Genomic DNA, 17279 nt, shown 5'->3' with positions numbered 1-17279 from the left:
CAAGGACGCAGTCCTCGCCATCACCCTGCACCTAGCGAATACCCGCACCCGCCATCGACTCCGGTATCCACTGCGCCGTCGACAGCGGCTCGATATACCGAATCCCGCCATGCGGGCCGACCACGCCATTGATGTTGTACGAGCCGCGCGACAGGTCGTACGTCATGAAAGGCGTGGCATCCGGGACCTGCTCGTCATAGCTCTGGCTGAGGAACGCGAAGGAGCCCCGGTAAAGTTTGCCACTCGTGTCGTACTGATCGGAGGCGACAGCGGCCCAAGTGTCTTCATCCAGGTAAAAGCGGCGCTTCTGGTAGATGTGACTGGCGCCGGGCTTGAGGTTGCCTTCCACCACGTAGACCCGATGTTTCTCCCAGCGCACGAAATCCGGGGACAGGTAGTTGGGGGTGGTCAGCGACTTGGCCTCCCGCGCGTAGGTCAGTTTGTAGGTGTTGTAGGGCACGATCATTTCTTGCTTGCCCACCAGCGTCCAGTCATACAGTTCCAGGGCTCGGGCGGTGCCGGGGTTCGGCGTGTCGTAGGCCAGGATTGAAATCTGTTTGACCCGGCGCTGGGCCGGCATGTACTGCCAGGCACGGCCAGGACGCTGCAGCGGGTTGGTGGCGTTCTTGAGCATGATCGACTCGCCGGCTCGCCGCGCAGGTCCCGTATAGGACAGTTTCAACTGGTAGTAGAGGTCGGAGTTGTTGATGGGCTTGGACAGGTTCTCGTAGATCGGGAAGGAGACGAAGGCCTCCCCGGTGACGGCCAGGCTTGCCACGCCCGCCGAGTCGACGTTCCAGGAGTCGTACTTGGAATGGATGTTGACGCCCTGGTAGCGCAGCAGGAAATTCCACATCGCTTCGGCACCCGATTGCGGGATCGGGAACGGCACACCGGGCAATACATTGTCGAAGGCAATCCCGCCATTGAGGGACCGGGCGGTGGTGGCATTCTTGCGGCTATTGTCCAGCACCGTCTGCGGCAACGATGCGGTGCGGTGGGTCGGGTACACGTCGATGCGGTAGCCGGGGTAGCGCTTGGCCAACTCAACGGTGGTGGCCGTCAGCATGTTTTTGTACTGATCAACGTTGCGGCCATTGATCACCAGCAGCGGTTTCTCACCGGCATAAGGGTCCGGGCGCATGCTGTCGCCGATCTTGAAACTGGCGGGGGCCGTGGTCAGGCCTCCGCTATAGGGCGGGATGGAGCCATCGGCATTACCGGCTTTTTCAGCACCGACCAGCGTCAGGTTGGTGCCAAGTTCCGCAGCTTGCTGACTCGATACAGAGGCCTGGGCCTCAATGGCCAGCGTCATCAGGAGTGAGGCAGCCAGAAGACTTTTCACGATTTTCATATTGTTATTCTCTTGCTGAGTGCATCAGGCCACTCGTGGCTCAGGCGGAGCAACCGTATTCGCCTTGTGGGCGATCAGACGGGCTCAAGCGCCAGATGCTTTTTTATGACTCCCATTAAAAAGCCCCCGAATCGGGGGCGCTTTTCATTCGACGACAGTCGCTTGGCTATTCGTGACAGACGCGAAAAATCACGCCCATCGGCAAACTCGGCCTCATAGCTCTTCTTCTCTCAATGCAATGATCCGACCTGATTTCTCGGCGGCCACCAGCGAGGCATGGTCTTTTGCGTTTTGATCGGCATAGGTGAGGGCAAATGTTCCGATGGCCTGGTCGAAGGAGTCGGTCTTGCCCAGGTAGCCACTGATGAGTGCAGCATCCCCGGATTTGGCGTGGGAACGGGCCAGGGTCAGACCGCACCACTCGGCGTACATCTTCAATCGTGGGGCGGAAATGCCCTCGATGGGCGCTGACATTTTCATGTCGCGCAACTGACGCACAAAGAAATAGCGGCCGTTCTGACCGCGGGTCCAGCCCAGAAAGATGTCGCTGGACGACTGCATCAGGCGCTGCCCCGTGACGACACGTTGTCCCTGATTCTCGTATTCGCTCTTGCCGGCATAGGGCGCGAGTACCGAGGGACAGGCTTCCTTGAATTGCAGGAGCAACGGGTGATTCTCTGCGGAAAAGAACAGGCCGACGAAACAATAAGTACCGACGCTGCCAATGCCCACCGCTTTGACGGCAATGTCTTCGAGACGGTAGCGATCGAACAGCACGCGCCGTTCATGGGGCAGCGACAATCGATAATCTTGCAGCGCCAGATGGACGTTGCGCACGAAGCCCTTTTCATACACATGAAACAGAATCGGCGGTTGATCGATCAGACGCCGTCGCCCTCCGACTTCACCGCTGATTTTGGGATAAAGGTAATCGCCAACACGCAGCTTGGCCTTGGCGACCAATTGCTCACGGATTTTCTTGATTTCAGCATTGGGCGCCATGTCGATGATCGCTTGGGCGTCCAGGCAGTCGTACCAGACTTCCACCGGGCTCATCTTGGAAAATTTGCGCAGATTCTCGCGGTAGGCACGCACACATTCGGCGGCGCTGGCCTTTGCCGCTTTATCGCTGAGGCGGTTGTCGCGGGCGGCCACGGCAAAACTGATCGCCAGGCGTTTGACATCCCATTCCCAGGGGGCGGGGAGGGTTTCGTCGAAGTCGTTGATGTCGAAGATCAGATTGCGCTCAGGTGTCGCGAACAATCCGAAATTCATCAGGTGACAATCCCCGCACGCCTGCACCTGAAAGCCGGTGATCGGGGTCGTCGCCAGGTCATGGGCCATCAACCCCGAAGAGCCGCGTAAAAAAGTGAAAGGACTGGCCAGCATGCGCCCGTAGCGCACGGGCACCAGATTGGGCAGTCGATAGCGATTGGACTCTTCGAGGAGTGCGATAGGGTCGCGGTGTTTGCGCGCGGGTTTCCATTCGGCGTGAAGGGCATGCGGCAGACTCACGCGTAATTGCTCACCGGCGTACAGGCGTTCCTTGCGTGAGTGAAAGACCCGTTCTTCCCCGTTGTCTCGCGATTGCCCAGACGTGTTGTCGGTAGGCCTGTTTTTACGGGGCGGCATGTTCACTCCTTTGCTCAACGAAGTGTGATTCGGTTGGGCGCAGGAGCTGGTCATTCGGCTGTTCCATCAGCCTGCAGAGAGTGTGTGCGCCAGCGTGTTGGAAAGCGCGAAAGTTAATGCTTGAAGCGTAGCAGCTCTTATCCGGGGTGCCGCTTGGCGCGGATTATTTTGTGTTATTTCTGCGAGGGTTTCCGGTTTCAGGTAAGCCGCGTGTTCAGTCGACAGGCTGGCTTAAACAAGAAAAATCGCCCGCGTTTAAATGAAGCCTTCGGTTACCACTCAGAGGCTACAACGCCTTGCGCCATCGCCTACGGGTAAGACAGAATCCGCCGGCTTGTTTGCTTTGTCCCTGGCCTCTATCGTTTCCCTGCCACTGCCCATCAGTGGTCGGGTTTAGTCGCCCGGGGTTAAAAGTAAGGTGCATTAGCTCTGTCATTCAGGCATTCCCATGCCTGCACTTGATGGTGGCTGTGCGCAGGGCGCCTTCGGGCGCGCCGGCTTTGCTAGCTTCCCCGGTCGACTAACCTGCGTACAGCTGCCTCCCTCTCGTTTAGTCGCAGGAGGGTGGCGCTCAATCATGGAAGCGAGCATATGTTCAAAGTAACACCCAACCCACCGGACACCGATCCGGCATCCCCGTACGAACCCGATTCAAAAAAACTCAACGAAGCCGCCGAACGCGCCCTCAATTTCCATTTCCCGTCGAACGCCGACATCAACGCCAAACCGCGAACCCGCAGCACGCTGTTTTCCGTGGACCCGCACGCCACCGCCGAAACCCTGGGCATATTTTTGGTCGAGACACTGGCCTCGATCGACGTGATGGTCCATCAGTTGGTGGATCATCTGGAGGGGGAGGCCCGCTACGCGCTGCTGGGCATTTCAAACAGCATCATGGTGGCCGAAATCACGGCAAACGGCGTGCTGGATAAAATAGAACCCCCCAGGTAACCGCTGCTACAGACGAGGCTAACACCACCATCTTGTAGCCGCTGCCGAGCCCGCGAGGCTGCGTTCGAGCCGGGGTCGCGCTCGACCGCAGTCTCGCCATCATGGACGGCGTCCTAATGGCAGACACGGCTGCGAAACCCGCTGCAACGTGATAAACCACACAAACCAGGCAGTCACGCTGATCAAGGCCCCCAACAAACTGACGGCCATCCATCCCCATAGCGCATAAACCTGAGTCGCGGCAGCGGCGCCCAGCGCGCTACCGACCGAGTAGAAACACATGTAGGCGCCGACCATACGACTCTGGGCATCGGGTCGCGCCGCGAAAATGATGCTCTGGTTGGTGACGTGTACGGCCTGCACCGCGAAGTCGAGCAGGACGACGCCGCAGACCAGCGCGATCAGGGACGTCTCGGCAAACGTGATGGGCAGCCAGGACAACGTCAGGAGCGCCAGCGAAATCCCGGTCACCCGCTGTCCCAGGCCTTGATCGGCCCAGCGACCGGCTCTTCTGGCCGCCAGGGCACCGGCGACACCGGCCAGGCCAAACAGGCCGATGGCCGTGTGTGAGAGCGACAGCGGCGGGGCGCTCAACGGCAGCACCATGGCGGTCCACAGCACGGAAAAAGCGGCGAAGATCAGCAGGGCCAGCAAGCCCCTGACACGCAACGCGGGTTCGGTGATGAACAGTTTGAACAGAGAACTGATCAGCATCAGGTAGGACTCTTCATGCCTTGGCGACGCCGTGACAGGCACCGCTCGCCAGAGCACCGCCGCGAGCGTCAGCATCAATCCTGAGGACACACAGTACACGGCGCGCCAGCCCGCGAGGTCCGCAATCAGGCCTGAAGTAAACCGCGCCAGAAGAATGCCCAGGACAATGCCGCTGGTGACCGTCCCCACGGCATGCCCGCGTTGTGAGGGCGTTGCCAGCACGGCGGCATAAGCCACCAGCACCTGAACGACCACGGCCAACAACCCCATCACGACCATCGCACCCAACAGGGTCAGCCATTGCTGCGCTGCGCCGACCGCTGCGAGCGCAACGGCGGAGAGCAACACGTGCGAAAGAATCAGCCGCTTGCGGTTGACCAAGTCACCCAGCGGGACGATGAACAGCAACCCCAGCGCGTAACCGACCTGAGTGGCCGTCACCACAACCCCGATCATGGATGATTCCACGCCGAGGCTCTGAGCCATTGAGTCGAGTAAAGGCTGCGCGAAATAAACGTTGGCGACGGCCAGCGCGCAGGTGACAGAAAACAACAACGTGAGCGACGGAGAAAGCCCCGCAGGCTGCGTGGACAGTTGTTGGGTGGTTAAGTCGACCTTGGCTGTCATGCACACCTCCATGGTGTTAATCTGGTTTCAAATAAAAACCGGATGCGATTGTTGCTGCATCTGGTTTCAAATTGCAACCTGAAAAGCCACCTGTGGGAAGGGCAAAAAAAATGGTCGAAGACGCTTCACCGCAAAGCAACGAATGCCCGGTCGCCAGAACACTGGAGGCCATCGGAGATCGCTGGTCGCTGATGATCATTCGTGACGCATTTGATGACATTCGCCGATTCAGCGAATTTCAAAAGAGTCTCGGCGTGGCCAAAAACATTCTGGCGTCGCGCCTGAAAACGTTGGTTGAAGTCGGGGTCTTCGACATTCGACCGGCGTCAGATGGCAGCGCGTACAAGGAGTACGTGCTGACGGAAAAAGGACGGGAGATCTTTCCGGTAGTGGTCAGTATCAGGCAGTGGGGCGAACGTTTTCTGTTCCAGCCCCAAGAGACGCGTTCTGTGCTGCTGGATAACCAGTTCGGCCAGCCGCTGATGCCGCTTGAGGTTCGCTCATCAAACGGTCAAAAACTTGAGCCTTCTGACTGCCACAGGGTGAGACTGGTTGTCGGCGTTTAAGACGTATCGATCAACTTTCAGCGGTAACGGCTGAGTCTGAACTGGCCTCGGCCTCCAGTTTCAACCGGTCAGCCTTGCTGATGTATTTTTCCTTGCTTTGCGGCGCCAGTTTGGCGCTGGCCTTTTTGGCGTGAGCCTTTAATAGCTGCTGTATTTTTTTACGGCGGTTCATGTTTTTTACTCGGCTTGCCTGGTCTTGAATGACGCGAGACTTGAATGTTAACTCAGATCCTGTGATGCGCTCGATACGCGATGCCTCGCCCCACCTTGTCAGGTCATTAGCCGATCGCCTCCAGATGTCTCACCAACCACTCACTAAACCCCCTCGCACTGCTCTCGCTGTCGCGATGCGTCAGCACCGCCCAATTCGGCCCGCGAATGGTTTGCTCCACCAACGGCTGCAACAACCTGTCACTGCACGCCTTTTGACTCAATAACTGACTCACCAACGCAATACCCAGCCCCGCGCACGCCGCGTCCAGCAGCAAACCGGGATCGGAGAAGTTCAGTCCCTGATCCTGCTGGCCCACGTCGATACCGGCTTCCACCGCCCAATGACTCCAGTCCATTTCCCGCTCGCCGTGCAGGGTGGTGCGCTGTTCGCTCGGCAGTGCCAATTGGCTTGGGTGACACGCCGGGAACAGTCGGTCGGCGTGCAGCACTTTGAAGCTGCATTCAGCCTGGGAGCTGATGTCGTCGCGCACTGCAATGTCGATGGTCTGGGTGGTCATGTCCGGCACTTCATCGGTGCTGTAGATCCACAGGTCCACCTCTGGATGTTGAGCGCGGAAGTCCCCCAAACGCGGCAACAGCCAATGTCGGGCGAACGCCGGCGTGGTGTTGAGCACCAGTTGATTGGGCTTCTGGTATTGCCCGAGACGGCGAATGCCGACCGCCAATTGTTGCAGCAGCGCCTGGGTGGTGCTGAGCAAATCGTGGCCGGCGTCGGTCAGGGCGACGCTGCGGCCGCTGCGAAAGAACAGCGGTTGTTCGAGGTACGCCTCCAGGCTGCGAATCTGCTGACTGATGGCCGACTGGGTGAGGTTCAGCTCGTCGGCGGCCTTGTGAAAACTGCCCAAACGGGCCGCAGCTTCAAAGCCACGAAGGGTGCTGAGGGGTGGCCAGTGCTTGAGCATTGATAAGTTCTCCTAATCACTTCTGCGCAAAATCCATCGTTTGTTCGCCCGTTTTTCCAGCCGTAGCATGCATGCCAAGACCGCCAAGGCAGTTTTCATTGAACACAATGGCTTAACTAAAAGGGCTTTTTATCATGCAGCAGGTCAAGCAGCAGCAGGAAATTCAAAACAGTGGTTGGTGGATGCCGGCGGAGTGGGTTCGCCATGCCGCGACCTGGATGGTGTGGCCGCACAACCAGGCACTCTGGGAGTCGGGTTGGCACGTCACACTGCCGCTGGTGCAAGAGGATTTCGCCCGTGTGGCCAATGCCATTGCCCGTTTCGAACCGGTAAAAATGGTCGTCGACCCGTCTGCTGTCGCCAGTGCCAAAGCCTTGTGCGGGCCGAACATCGAGCTGATCCCGTTGGCGGTGAACGACAGTTGGTGCCGCGATTCCGGCCCAAGCTTCGTCTGCCACCCGCAACTCGGCATGGCCGGGGTGAGCTGGCGCTTCAACGCGTGGGGCGGCAAGTCGGCGCATGAGCTGGACGAAAGCCTGGCGCGCCGTGCGCTCAATCATCTGGGCTTACCGTGCTTTGGCACACCGTTGAGCAACGAAGGCGGCGCGATCCATGTCGATGGCGAGGGCACGTTGATCACCACCGAATCGGTACTGCTCAACCCCAATCGCAATCCGGGCATGAGCAAGTCCGAGATGGAAGAGATTTTCACGCGGTTGCTGGGCGTGAAGAAAACCATCTGGCTGCCGGGTGATCCGGACTACGTGACCGGTGACATGACCGATGGTCACGTCGACGGCGTGTGTGCGTTTGCGCGTCCGGGTGTGTTGTTGGTCGACGCCACCCGCGACCAAGGCTCGGTGTATGCCGACGTGGTGCGCGAAAACTGTCGCGCCCTGGAACTGGCCAGCGATGCCCACGGGCGCAAGTTCGAGATGATCGAGTTGTACGAAGCCACCGATGCCGTCGACACCGAGGCGCAAGTGTTCTGCGCGTCATACACCAATTTCTATATCGCCAACGGCGCGATCATCATGCCGGCTTATGGCATCGACGCCGACGATGATGCGGCGGATGTACTGCGCCAGGCGTTTCCCGGACGTGAAGTGGTGCCGGTGCGGATCAATCATCTGGCCCATGGCGGCGGCGGGGTGCATTGCATCACCCAACAACAGCCGGCGTGGCCGGTGGAGGGTTGATCTGATGACACTTTTGACAATTGCCACCACGCAAATGCCCTGCACCTGGGACTTGAAAAACAACCTCGATCTGGCCGAGCAATTAGTGCGCGATGCGGCGGCCAAGGGCGCGCAGGTCATTCTGCTGCAGGAGCTGTTTGCCACGCCGTATTTTTGCATCGAGCAAAACCACAAGCACTTGGCGCTGGCTGAAGAATACAGCGACAGCTCAGTGCTCAAGCGCTTCGCCGCGCTGGCCAGGGAATTGGGTGTGGTGTTGCCACTGAGCTGGTTCGAAAAGGCTGGCAACGCCTACTTCAATTCCTTGAGCGTGGCCGATGCCGACGGGCGCCTGCTGGGCGTGTATCGCAAGACGCACATTCCCAACGCCATCGGCTATCAGGAGAAGGAATATTTCAGCCCCGGCGACACCGGCTTCCGGGTCTGGGACACCGCGTTCGGGCGCCTCGGCGTGGGGATCTGCTGGGATCAGTGGTTCCCCGAAACCGCTCGCTGCCTGGCGTTGATGGGCGCCGAAGTGTTGCTGTTTCCCACGGCCATCGGCTCTGAACCTGGCTGCGCAGCGCTGGACTCCCGGGATCATTGGCAAATGACCATGCGCGGCCATGCGGCGGCCAACATCCTGCCGGTGGTGGCCGCCAACCGCGTCGGCCGCGAAGTGGCGACCACCGATCCCGAACTGCAAATGAGTTTCTACGGTTCGTCCTTCATCTGTAACCACAAAGGCAAGTTGCTCGCCGAAGCCGACCGCGACAGCACGGGCGTGCGGGTCCACACCCTGGACCTCGCTGCCATGCGCGAAGAGCGTTTGAGCTGGGGCATCTATCGCGATCGCCGTCCGGACATGTACGGAGCGCTGTTGAGCCAGGATGGCCGTCACCTCAATGCTCGCTGGAACACTCAAGGGGTTTGACATGCACATTGCCAACAAACGCTTGCTCGGCGCCCTGGGCCTGACCCTGTGCTGCGCGATCCCGTCGCTGCACGCCGAAGAGAAAACCCTGCGCCTGTACAACTGGGCCGATTATTTTGCCGAGGACACGCTCAGCCAGTTCACCGCGGAAACCGGAATCAAGGTGATCTACGACGTGATGGACGGCAGTGAAACCCTGGAAGCCAAGATGCTTGCCGGGGGCAGCGGTTATGACTTGATCTTCCCCGGTGACACCGTGGCCGAACGCTTGATGCGCGCCGGCAGCCTGCAAGCGCTGGACCAGTCGAAACTCACCGCGATGGGGGACGTCGAACCCGGTTTGCAGAAGCTGCGCTCGCACTATGAGCATTCGAGCAAGGCCACCGTTCCCTACACTTGGGGCACCATCGGCCTGACCTACAATGCCGAGCAGATCAAGCAGCGCATGCCGGACGCGCCGGTCAGCAGCCTGGACATGCTGTTCAAACCGGAACTGGCCGCGCGGTTTGCCGATTGCGGGATCTCGATGATCGATTCGCCGGACGAAGTGTTGGCCGTGGTGCTCAACTATCTGGGCAAAGATCCACGCAGCGCCAAACCGGCCGACCTCGCCGCCGCCAGTGATCTGCTGATGAAATTGCGGCCGTACATTCGCAAGTTCCAATCGCAGCCGGTGACCGATCTGGTCAATGGCAACCTGTGCCTGTCACTCGGCTACAGCGGCGACATGACCCAAGCGCAGCGGACGTCGGACTCAGCCGGCAAGAAAACCACGTTCCAGTACCGCGTTCCCCGTGAAGGCACCACGGTGTGGATGGACACCATGGCGATTCCGATCGATGCCAAACATCCGGAGTACGCCTATGCGTTCATCAATTTCGTCATGCGCCCGCAGAACATGGCGGCTATCAGCAATTTCACCGGATACCCGACTTCCAGCGCCAAGGCGCGGCCGAGTGTCGATGCGGCCATGCGCAATAACCCGGACATCTACCTCGACGACGCCACCTACGCACGGCTGATCCCGGGCAAGGACATTTCGCAAGCCGATATGCGCGCGCGGATGCGCACCTGGACCAAGTTCAAGACTGCCACTGCGCAGTGACATCCGGCCGGCACCCGGTGCCGGCCTTCACCTTTTGCGCAATTACGAACCGCTATTCAAGGATTTACATATGTCGACGCGTCGCGAGTTCATCAAATACGTCTCCGTGGTCGCAGGTCTCGGCGCCGCCGCCTCCATGGGCTGGGTCAACGCCGCCACCCGGGGCCCATGGTTCATGCCCGATGAAGGCGATAAACACCAACGCGCCTTCATCGCTTTTGGCGCACAGGACGCGATCTGGGAGGACTTCACCGCCGATGTGCAAGAAGCCCTTGGCCGGATCGCCCGCACCATCGCCCGCTATGAGCCGGTCACGGTGTTCTGCCGCAGCAACGAGCGAAGTCTGGCCGAGGAGCTGTGCGGTACGGCCAACATCACCTATATCAACACCCAGCTCGATGACATCTGGATGCGCGACATCGGCGCCAACTTCGTCATCGACGGCGACGGCGGACTGGGTGCTGTGGACTTCAACTTCAACGGTTGGGGCAACAAACAGCAGCACGCCAAGGACGCGAAGCTGGCCGGTCTGGTCGCTGAAAACGCAGAGGCCAGTAACCTGCGCACCGAACTGGTGGGCGAGGGTGGCGGCATCGAAGTGGATGGTCACGGCACCGGGATCATGACCGAAAGCAGCTGGATCAACGCCAATCGCAATCCGGACTGGAGCAAGGCCGAGGTCGAGCAAGAACTGAAGGAGCGCCTCGGCTTGCGCAAAATCATCTGGCTGCCGGGGATCAAAGGCAAAGACATCACCGACGCTCATGTCGATTTCTACGCACGGTTCGTCAAGCCGGGCGTCGTGATCGCCAACCTCGACAACGACCCCGAGTCCTACGACCGCAACGTCACGTTGGCGCACCTGGAGATTCTGAAAAACGCCACGGACGCCGATGGCCGCAAGCTCCAAGTGCATACCGTGTCGCCACCGCTGTACCCGCGCAAGAGCAAGTTCAACAAGAACAACCCGGACTTCGCCGCCGGCTACATCAACTACTTCGTGATCAACGGGGCGGTCATTGCGCCTGAGTTCGGGGACAAAGCTGCCGATACCAAGGCCTTCGACCTGCTGTCAGAGCTCTACCCAGACCGTGAGGTGGTGCAGCTCAATATCGACGCCATCTCGGCCGGTGGCGGCGGCATTCACTGTGTGACCAGTCATCAGCCAGGGGTTTAATCGGCTGCGGCGCCCGTTGTATCTGCAATCAATTAATGTTAAGTGGCTGTTTTAGAAGAAAAATATTTTAAGCAGGGGCTTCCCGGACGGCGCGAAAGTTGTTAAATTCCCGTCCACACGTAGCAAGTGCTACAGGGGCGTCGCCAAGCGGTAAGGCAGCAGGTTTTGATCCTGCCATGCGTTGGTTCAAATCCAGCCGCCCCTGCCATCTTCAAGAAACGCCAGATCCTATCGGGTCTGGCGTTTTTTTATGCCCGTCACTTTCTTCCAGGCGACATACCTCAGACTGCCTTTGCACCCTGCATTTGTTGGTCTGCATGGTAAGACGAACGCACCAGCGGGCCGGAGGCGACGTTCTTGAAGCCCATTTTTGCGCCTTCCTCGGCGAACCAGGCGAACACGTCCGGGTGCACAAAACGCTGGACCGGCAAATGGCTGCGCGACGGCTGCAGGTACTGGCCGAGCGTGAGCATGTCGACGTCGTGCTCACGCATTCGCTGCATGACCTCGATCACTTCCTCGTCGGTTTCACCAAGGCCGAGCATCAGGCCGGACTTGGTCGGGACGGACGGGACCAGTAACTTGAAGGTCTGCAACAGGTCCAGCGACCACTCGAAATCCGAACCCGGCCGCGCGGCTTTGTACAGCCGTGGCACGGTCTCCAGGTTGTGGTTGAACACATCGGGCGGCTCCGTCGCGGTGATCGCCAGCGCAACATCCATGCGCCCCCGGTAATCCGGGACCAGGGTTTCCAGTTGCACGCCCGGCGACAGCTTGCGGATCTCGCGCAGGCAGTCGACGAAGTGCTGGGCGCCGCCGTCGCGCAGGTCGTCGCGATCCACGGAGGTGATCACCACGTACTTCAGACGCAGGTCGGCGATGGCCACGGCGAGGTTCATCGGCTCATCGGCGTCCAGCGGTTTTGGCCGACCGTGGCCGACATCGCAGAACGGGCAACGGCGGGTGCAGATGTCGCCCATGATCATGAAGGTCGCGGTGCCACCGGAAAAACATTCGCCGAGGTTGGGGCACGAAGCTTCTTCGCAGACGCTGTGAAGCTTGTGTTTGCGCAGCAATTGTTTGATCCGGTCGACCTCGGGAGAGATCGGCATGCGCACGCGGATCCAGTCGGGTTTGCGCGGGAACTCATCGGTCGGGATGATCTTGACCGGGATCCGCGCGACCTTTTGCGCACCGCGCAGTTTGACGCCGACTTGCATTTTGGCCGGGGCGGGGTTGGTTGATTCCACAATGGGGTTCATGAGTATTTTCTTTCTTCGGAAGGCAGAGGCGAGCCCACACACAGTCCAATGTGGGAGCAAGCTCGCTCCCACAGGGATTACGGGGTGGCTGATCAGTCGCGGTAGACCGGGAAGTCGCTGCACATGGCGGCGGCTTGGCTGGCGACTTGCGCCTCGACATCGGCATCACCGAGGTGATCAAGCAAGTCACAGATCCATCCCGCCAACTCGATACTTTGCGCTTCCTTGAAACCACGGCTGGTGATCGCCGGCGTGCCAATGCGCAACCCCGACGTCACGAATGGCGACTGCGGGTCATTGGGCACGGCGTTCTTGTTCACCGTGATCCCGGCCCGACCGAGGGCGGCGTCGGCGTCTTTGCCGGTCAGGCCCTGACGGATCAGGCTGACCAGGAACAGGTGGTTGTCGGTGCCGCCAGACACCACGTCAAACCCACGGTCGATAAACACCTTGGCCATGGCCTGGGCATTGCGAATCACCTGCGCCTGATAGGTTTTGAAACCGGGCTCCAGCGCTTCCTTGAAGCACACCGCTTTGGCTGCGATCACGTGCATCAGCGGGCCGCCCTGGCCGCCGGGGAACACCGCGGCGTTGAGCTTTTTCTCCAGTTCCGGATTGGCCTTGGCCAGGATCAGGCCGCCACGCGGACCGCGCAGGGTTTTGTGCGTGGTGGTGGTGACGACGTCGGCGAAGGGGAGCGGGTTAGGGTACAGACCGGTCGCCACCAGCCCGGCGACGTGGGCCATGTCGACGAACAGGTATGCGCCGACCTTGTCGGCAATCTCGCGGAAACGCGGGAAGTCGAGGGTCTTGGAGTAAGCCGAGAAACCGGCAACGATCATCTTTGGCTTGCACTCGACGGCCAGGCGCTCGACTTCGTCGTAATCGATCAGCCCGGTTTTAGTGTCGATGCCGTACTGCACGGCGTTATACAGCTTGCCCGAGGAAGACACTTTGGCGCCATGGGTCAGGTGGCCACCGTGGGCCAGGCTCATGCCGAGAATGGTGTCTCCAGGCTGGATCAGGGCCAGATACACAGCACTGTTGGCCGAAGAGCCGGAGTGCGGCTGGACGTTGGCGTAGTCGGCACCGAACAATTGTTTGGCGCGATCAATCGCCAGTTGCTCGACCACATCAACGTGTTCGCAGCCGCCGTAATAACGCTTGCCCGGATAGCCTTCGGCGTACTTGTTGGTCAGGCCGCTGCCTTGCGCCTCCATCACCCGTTGACTGGTGTAGTTCTCGGAGGCGATCAACTCGATGTGGTGTTCCTGCCGTGCGTCTTCGGCATTCATCGCTGCCAGCAGTTCGTCGTCGTAGCCTTTGATCTGATCGTGTTTGCTGAACATGGTGGTGTCCTGTGTGGTAAGCGGGAAGGGGTTCAGGCTTCGGCGGATTCCTGGGTCAGGCGCGCGTAGGCGTCCTGATCCAGCAGTTGGTAAATGGCTGCAGCGTCGGCCGGTTTGAAACGAAAGAACCAACCTTCGCCCAGTGAGTCTTCGTTGACCCGTTCCGGTGAGGATTCCAGCGTCGCGTTGACTTCGACCACTTCGCCGTCCAGCGGCATGCCGATGTTGCTGGCCGCTTTCACCGACTCCAGCACCGCCACTTCATCACCGGCGCCAAACGTCCCCAGTTCCGGCACTTGCACGAACACCACATCGCCCAAAGCCTGCTGCGCGTACGGCGTGATGCCAACGGTGACCAGGCCATCACGCTCAAGCCGCAGCCATTCGTGATCGACGGTAAAACGCAATTCGCTCATACCCACTCCTCATTGTTCAGACCCATCCGCTGCTGGTGGCGGATGACGTTTACAGGCTCGTGCGGGGCAGCGAGCGTGGTTGCAGGAAGTGATAGCAAGGGGGGTGCCAATGTTTGTTATTTGTATTAAATCAATGGCTTATAGTTATTTGTTGAGAGGCAAAGGGTGTTGCCTGTATTGAAATCAATACGGGCAACAGGCGTGTAGCGAGCAGGGCAAGAAAACACGGGGTGGAAGGGGTGTGTCTTGAATTCGATACGCTGTATCGATTTGCAAACAGTCCGCATCGACAGCACATAGCCCCCTGTAGGAGGCGGGCAGGGTTTCAGGGCTTGGCGGGAATGCCGTATTTGCGCAGGCGAATGGCGATGGCGCTGTGGGAGGTTTGCAGGCGGGCGGCGAGCAGGCGGCTGGACGGGTAGCTGCGGTAGAGCTGCTCCAGCAGGTGCTTTTCAAACCCTTCGACAGCTTCTTCCAGGCTGCCAACTTCACCGTCGTTCTGGCGCTCCACCGCCGTCCTGGCGATGTCCAGATCGTCGATGTCTACCAGCGGGTTTTCGCAAATGGCCGCCGCGCGGAAAATCACGTTTTGCAGCTGGCGCACATTGCCCGGCCAGCGGTTGCCGAGCAGGGCGGCAAAGGTGCTCGGGGCCAGACGGCAGACCGGGCGCTGGATCTGCGCGCAGGCCTGTTGCATGAAGTGATTGGCCATCAGCAGGATGTCGTGGCCGCGTTCGCGCAGCGGCGGTACTTGCAGGTTGAGCACGTTGAGGCGGTAGAACAGGTCTTCGCGAAAGTGGCCTTCGCTGACCATTTTTTCCAGATCCCGGTGGGTTGCACTCAGCACCCGAACGTTGACCTTGACCTCGCGATCCCCCCCCACCCGGCGGAAGCAGCCATCGCTCAAAAAGCGCAGCAACTTGGCTTGCAAGTAGGGCGACATCTCACCGACTTCATCAAGAAACACCGTGCCCTGATCCGCCAGTTCCAGCAGGCCGAGTTTGCCGCCGCGCTGGGCGCCGGTGAACGCGCCGGCGGCGTAGCCGAACAGTTCGCTTTCGGCGAGGCTCTCCGGAAGCGCCGCGCAGTTCAGGGCGAGAAATGGCGCCTCCCGACGTGTGCTGAGCGCGTGGCAGGCCCGTGCGACCAGCTCTTTGCCGGTGCCGGTTTCCCCCTGGATCAACAGCGGCGCATCGAGGGTGGCCACACGTTGGGCACGGGCCTTGAGCGTGCGGATCGCCGGGGACTCGCCCAGCAGCGCATCAAACCCTTCGGCATGGTCATGGTGCAGCGCCGACAGGCGTTCGCCGATGCGGCTCGGGTGATACAGGGTCAGCAGGGCGCCGGCGTCGGTGATTGGCATGGCGTCCAGCAGTAACGTCTGGCCGCCCAGGCTGACCTCGTGCATGGGCAGGCGGAAGTGGTGTTCGATCAACGTGTGTTGCAGGGACGGATCATCAAACAATGCCGTCAGCGATTCACCAGCCGGTTCGCGCCCACACAATGCAATCAGCGCCGGGTTGGCCAGCAGCACGACACCGCGATCATCCACGGCCAAAACGGCGTCAGTGCTGGCCGCGAGCAAGGCATCGAGTTGCAAGCTGCGGCGCTGCCCCGGAAGGATGTCGACCATCGTCACCGCTTGCACACCCTGCACCCCGAGAAAGGCCTCGCGCAACTCTTCCAGCACCTCGGCACCGAGGGTCGGCGCATCGATGTAAACGTTCGGCGGCACCATCTCGACGGCGTCCAGATTGAACCGGCGCCCACCGAGCAGGGCCAGCACTTCCTGGGTGATGCCGACGCGGTCGATGAAGGTGACGTGGATGCGCATAACGGGCCTGCAAGGGTGGTGAGCGGGGTGATTGCATCAATGAGTATGCCGGGCACTGCGTGGCTGTGGCGAGCGCAGATCAGCCATTGGCGGTTTTACGCGAGCTGGCCGCCAGGTCCTCCAGGAAGGCCTGGAGGATCGGTGGCGGGGCCGTGCCGCGTCGGGTAATCACGTCAAACGGCGACACCAGTTGCAGGCTGTTCGGCGCCAGTTGGTGCATCTCCCCGGTCTTGATCCACTGCGCGGCGAAATGCGCTGGCAGAAAGCCCAGGTAGGCCCCGGAGATCAGCAAAATCGCCAGCGCCTCGATATTGTCCACGGTCGCGGCGGCTTTGCTGACACCCAAATGTTCGAGGTCGTATTGCTGCATGTAGCCGCGTACGACAATGCGGCTCGCGGCGATTTCTTCGAGCAGTTCGTCGCCTTCGGCCTTGTTGCCATACAGCGGATGCCTGCGCCCGCAATACAAGCCCAAGGCCTCTTGATACAGCGGTGTGTGCAGCAACCCCGGTACATGGATCGGGAAGTGCCCGATGGCCAGGTGCAGGCGGCCGTCGAGCACCCGTTCTTCGAGTTCGGCGGGGGTGCCGACGTAGACGTTGAGGTGCACGTCATGCCCCCGGGACACGAAGCGCTGAGTGGTGCGTGGCAGCGGTGAATCGGGGTCGGTGATGGTGGTGTCGATAATTCCCAGGTTGAGTTTGCCGCTGATGTGCTGCTTGAGCACGTCGGCGTCCATGCAGAAATTTTCCACCGCCGACAGCAGGCGTTGGGTGGCTTCATGTATCGCCACGCCTTGCTCGGTCAGGCGAAACCCGCTGCGCCCGCGTTGGCAGAGTTTGACCCCGAGCCGGGTTTCCAGATGAGTCATCTGTTCGCTGATCGTCGACTGACCGGCGTTCAACGCGGCCTGCGCGGCGGAAAAGCCCCCGCACCGCACAATCGTGGCAAACACCCTGAGCAATTTCAGATCGACATCGTGTAGCTGAATCACCTTGGACCTCCCGCACGTGGATGCATCGGTAATGCCGATATGAGTATCTG

Annotated in this window: 16 protein-coding genes and 1 tRNA gene; 7 read left to right on the top strand and 10 right to left on the bottom strand. The window is 60.2% G+C overall.

Features of this window, described 5'->3' with window-relative positions:
- Positions 1 to 31: 31 nt before the first annotated feature.
- On the bottom strand, positions 32 to 1354 hold the full coding sequence (locus H8F22_RS13640; RefSeq protein WP_027924769.1) for a DUF1329 domain-containing protein: 1323 nt from the start codon (positions 1352 to 1354) through the stop codon (positions 32 to 34).
- Between the two features lie 213 nt (positions 1355 to 1567).
- Positions 1568 to 2986, bottom strand: coding sequence for a DUF2252 domain-containing protein (locus H8F22_RS13635; protein WP_050590218.1), 1419 nt, complete (start codon positions 2984 to 2986; stop codon positions 1568 to 1570).
- Between the two features lie 591 nt (positions 2987 to 3577).
- Between H8F22_RS13635 and H8F22_RS13630 the strand changes: the two genes are divergently transcribed.
- Complete coding sequence (locus H8F22_RS13630) at positions 3578 to 3937, top strand: DUF6124 family protein (protein WP_194940315.1); 360 nt, start codon at positions 3578 to 3580, stop codon at positions 3935 to 3937.
- A 99-nt stretch (positions 3938 to 4036) separates the two neighbouring features.
- Here the strand turns inward: H8F22_RS13630 and H8F22_RS13625 are convergent, their stop codons facing one another.
- Positions 4037 to 5278 (bottom strand): MFS transporter, encoded by a 1242-nt coding sequence (locus H8F22_RS13625; protein ID WP_194940314.1) that lies wholly within the window; start codon positions 5276 to 5278, stop codon positions 4037 to 4039.
- A 110-nt stretch (positions 5279 to 5388) separates the two neighbouring features.
- Here H8F22_RS13625 and H8F22_RS13620 point away from each other — a divergent pair, with 110 nt between their 5' ends.
- A complete protein-coding gene (locus tag H8F22_RS13620; protein WP_027924766.1) occupies positions 5389 to 5844 on the top strand; it encodes a winged helix-turn-helix transcriptional regulator in 456 nt (151 codons plus the stop codon).
- Positions 5845 to 5854: 10 nt separating this feature from the next.
- On the opposite strand, the gene H8F22_RS13615 is transcribed toward H8F22_RS13620, so the two are convergent.
- Positions 5855 to 6016 (bottom strand): DUF2986 domain-containing protein, encoded by a 162-nt coding sequence (locus H8F22_RS13615; protein WP_194940313.1) that lies wholly within the window; start codon positions 6014 to 6016, stop codon positions 5855 to 5857.
- Between the two features lie 106 nt (positions 6017 to 6122).
- Complete coding sequence (locus tag H8F22_RS13610) at positions 6123 to 6980, bottom strand: LysR family transcriptional regulator (protein ID WP_059182671.1); 858 nt, start codon at positions 6978 to 6980, stop codon at positions 6123 to 6125.
- Positions 6981 to 7114: 134 nt separating this feature from the next.
- Here H8F22_RS13610 and H8F22_RS13605 point away from each other — a divergent pair, with 134 nt between their 5' ends.
- The 5 genes from H8F22_RS13605 to H8F22_RS13585 all read left to right on the top strand — a co-directional run bounded on the left by H8F22_RS13605 (position 7115) and on the right by H8F22_RS13585 (position 11582).
- Positions 7115 to 8179, top strand: coding sequence for an agmatine deiminase family protein (locus H8F22_RS13605; RefSeq protein ID WP_194940312.1), 1065 nt, complete (start codon positions 7115 to 7117; stop codon positions 8177 to 8179).
- 4 nt (positions 8180 to 8183) lie between these two features.
- Positions 8184 to 9092 carry an N-carbamoylputrescine amidase gene (gene aguB, locus H8F22_RS13600; protein ID WP_194940311.1) on the top strand — a complete coding sequence of 303 codons (909 nt, stop codon included), beginning with the start codon at positions 8184 to 8186 and terminating at the stop codon, positions 9090 to 9092.
- A gap of 1 nt (position 9093) precedes the next feature.
- Positions 9094 to 10197: an extracellular solute-binding protein gene (locus H8F22_RS13595; RefSeq protein ID WP_194940310.1), complete on the top strand. Its 1104-nt coding sequence runs from the start codon at positions 9094 to 9096 to the stop codon at positions 10195 to 10197.
- A 70-nt stretch (positions 10198 to 10267) separates the two neighbouring features.
- Positions 10268 to 11374, top strand: a complete 1107-nt coding sequence (locus tag H8F22_RS13590) for an agmatine deiminase family protein (protein WP_059182673.1) — start codon at positions 10268 to 10270, stop codon at positions 11372 to 11374.
- 133 nt (positions 11375 to 11507) lie between these two features.
- A tRNA-Gln gene (locus H8F22_RS13585) sits at positions 11508 to 11582 on the top strand.
- A 73-nt stretch (positions 11583 to 11655) separates the two neighbouring features.
- On the opposite strand, the gene lipA is transcribed toward H8F22_RS13585, so the two are convergent.
- The 5 genes from lipA to H8F22_RS13560 all read right to left on the bottom strand — a co-directional run bounded on the left by lipA (position 11656) and on the right by H8F22_RS13560 (position 17229).
- Positions 11656 to 12636 (bottom strand): lipoyl synthase, encoded by a 981-nt coding sequence (lipA, locus tag H8F22_RS13580; RefSeq protein ID WP_059182674.1) that lies wholly within the window; start codon positions 12634 to 12636, stop codon positions 11656 to 11658.
- Positions 12637 to 12728: 92 nt separating this feature from the next.
- Complete coding sequence (glyA, locus tag H8F22_RS13575) at positions 12729 to 13985, bottom strand: serine hydroxymethyltransferase (protein WP_027924759.1); 1257 nt, start codon at positions 13983 to 13985, stop codon at positions 12729 to 12731.
- A gap of 32 nt (positions 13986 to 14017) precedes the next feature.
- Positions 14018 to 14401 (bottom strand): glycine cleavage system protein GcvH, encoded by a 384-nt coding sequence (gene gcvH, locus H8F22_RS13570; RefSeq protein ID WP_027924758.1) that lies wholly within the window; start codon positions 14399 to 14401, stop codon positions 14018 to 14020.
- 325 nt (positions 14402 to 14726) lie between these two features.
- The gene (locus tag H8F22_RS13565) at positions 14727 to 16235 is read right to left on the bottom strand and encodes a sigma-54-dependent transcriptional regulator (RefSeq protein WP_027924757.1); all 1509 of its coding nucleotides are present in this window, start codon (positions 16233 to 16235) and stop codon (positions 14727 to 14729) included.
- A gap of 79 nt (positions 16236 to 16314) precedes the next feature.
- A complete protein-coding gene (locus tag H8F22_RS13560) occupies positions 16315 to 17229 on the bottom strand; it encodes a LysR family transcriptional regulator (protein WP_027924756.1) in 915 nt (304 codons plus the stop codon).
- Positions 17230 to 17279: the final 50 nt, after the last annotated feature.

The organism is Pseudomonas mucoides (assembly GCF_015461845.1).
GTDB lineage: Bacteria > Pseudomonadota > Gammaproteobacteria > Pseudomonadales > Pseudomonadaceae > Aquipseudomonas > Aquipseudomonas mucoides.
This window is presented reverse-complemented; position numbering and strand designations above follow the sequence as displayed.

Coding starts and splice junctions, on each gene's coding strand:
- H8F22_RS13615 (WP_194940313.1), bottom strand. CDS start 6,016: ATGAACCGCCGTAAAAAAATACAGCAGCTATTAAAGGCTCACGCCAAA.
- H8F22_RS13610 (WP_059182671.1), bottom strand. CDS start 6,980: ATGCTCAAGCACTGGCCACCCCTCAGCACCCTTCGTGGCTTTGAAGCT.
- H8F22_RS13635 (WP_050590218.1), bottom strand. CDS start 2,986: ATGCCGCCCCGTAAAAACAGGCCTACCGACAACACGTCTGGGCAATCG.
- aguB (WP_194940311.1), top strand. CDS start 8,184: ATGACACTTTTGACAATTGCCACCACGCAAATGCCCTGCACCTGGGAC.
- H8F22_RS13620 (WP_027924766.1), top strand. CDS start 5,389: ATGGTCGAAGACGCTTCACCGCAAAGCAACGAATGCCCGGTCGCCAGA.
- H8F22_RS13630 (WP_194940315.1), top strand. CDS start 3,578: ATGTTCAAAGTAACACCCAACCCACCGGACACCGATCCGGCATCCCCG.
- H8F22_RS13605 (WP_194940312.1), top strand. CDS start 7,115: ATGCAGCAGGTCAAGCAGCAGCAGGAAATTCAAAACAGTGGTTGGTGG.
- H8F22_RS13640 (WP_027924769.1), bottom strand. CDS start 1,354: ATGAAAATCGTGAAAAGTCTTCTGGCTGCCTCACTCCTGATGACGCTG.
- H8F22_RS13590 (WP_059182673.1), top strand. CDS start 10,268: ATGTCGACGCGTCGCGAGTTCATCAAATACGTCTCCGTGGTCGCAGGT.
- glyA (WP_027924759.1), bottom strand. CDS start 13,985: ATGTTCAGCAAACACGATCAGATCAAAGGCTACGACGACGAACTGCTG.
- H8F22_RS13565 (WP_027924757.1), bottom strand. CDS start 16,235: ATGCGCATCCACGTCACCTTCATCGACCGCGTCGGCATCACCCAGGAA.
- H8F22_RS13625 (WP_194940314.1), bottom strand. CDS start 5,278: ATGACAGCCAAGGTCGACTTAACCACCCAACAACTGTCCACGCAGCCT.
- lipA (WP_059182674.1), bottom strand. CDS start 12,636: ATGAACCCCATTGTGGAATCAACCAACCCCGCCCCGGCCAAAATGCAA.
- gcvH (WP_027924758.1), bottom strand. CDS start 14,401: ATGAGCGAATTGCGTTTTACCGTCGATCACGAATGGCTGCGGCTTGAG.
- H8F22_RS13595 (WP_194940310.1), top strand. CDS start 9,094: ATGCACATTGCCAACAAACGCTTGCTCGGCGCCCTGGGCCTGACCCTG.